The organism is Salipiger sp. HF18 (assembly GCF_011806505.1).
GTDB classification, from domain to species: Bacteria; Pseudomonadota; Alphaproteobacteria; order Rhodobacterales; family Rhodobacteraceae; genus Salipiger; species Salipiger thiooxidans.
This window is the reverse complement of record NZ_JAATOS010000820.1, coordinates 1-1,088: the sequence shown is the minus strand read 5'-3', so window position 1 is coordinate 1,088 and position 1,088 is coordinate 1. Positions and strand designations below refer to the sequence as shown.

The window sequence follows — 1,088 nt, the reverse complement described above, 5'->3', positions numbered from 1 at the left end:
TCTGTGGGAGAGAACTTGCCGGTGTAGATGCCCCAGAGCACCAGCCCGATGGCGAAGAAGCCGAGCCAGGCGCCGATGCCGGTCTTGACCACGCGGCTGAGCGACAGGGCGATGAGGTAGCCCCAGCCGTGGCGCCAGCAGATCAGTAAGCAGACCAGCATCATCGCGAGCACCATGAGAATGCCGGGGATGATGCCCGCCATGAACAGGTCGGAGATCGGCAGGTTCATCATGAAGCCGTAGACGATGAAGATGATCGACGGCGGGATGATGATGCCCACGGTGCCGCCCGCCGCGGCCGTCGCCGCCGAGAAGCGCGCGTCGTAGCCGCCCTTGACCATCTCGGGGTGCAGCATCGAGCCGATGGTGGCGGTGGTGGCCGAGTTCGAGCCCGAGATCGCCGCGAAGAGCCCGCAGGCCCCGAGCGAGGCCATGCCGAGCCCGCCGCGGATCCAGCCAAGGCAGGAATAGGCGAAGTCCGACAGGCGCCTTGCGATGCCGGAGCGGTTGATCAGGTCGCCGGTCAGGATGAAGAGCGGCATGGCGAGCAGCGCGAAGCCGTCTGTGAACACGTCCGCCAGCGCCGCCCCGATGTTGTCGAGCGGAAGCTCCAGCACGAAGGACATGCCGATGACCCAGTAGCCGATCACGAGGAAGACGGGGACGCCGAACATGAAGAGCATGGTCACGCCCAGCGAGATGAGGGTGATGAGGGTTCCGTCGCTCATGTCATTCGCCTCCGATCACGGCGGGCTCGATGAGCGTCGCCTCGGAGCGGTAGGCGTGGAAGTCCTCGAGCAGGTTCTCGAGCGCGCGTGCGGCCAGCAGCGTGAACGCGAGCGGTACCGAGACGAGGAACCACCACTGCATGACGTTGTCGGTGCCCAGCATGATCTGGAAGTTCGAGGCCGAGTTCACCGCCACCCGGGTCGAGGTCACCACGACAACCCAGCAGAAGCCGAACCAGAGCGCGGCGTCGAGGATCAGGCAGCCCATCTGTCCGGCGCGCGGCAGGGCGTTGCGCAGCTCGGCGAAGGCGAGGTGGGTCCGCAGCTTGACGTTATGGCTGCAGCCGAACCACGTCATGA

2 protein-coding genes are annotated in these 1,088 nt (G+C 65.8%); both read right to left on the bottom strand.

Annotated features, from left to right (window positions below; translation table 11 throughout):
* Positions 1-728 (bottom strand): TRAP transporter large permease subunit (locus tag HC022_RS27250; RefSeq protein WP_167454456.1); only part of this gene is annotated, 728 nt, incomplete at its 3' end.
* A 1-nt stretch (position 729) separates the two neighbouring features.
* A partial coding sequence (locus HC022_RS27245) for a TRAP transporter small permease (RefSeq protein ID WP_167454455.1) occupies positions 730-1,088 on the bottom strand: 359 nt, incomplete at its 5' end.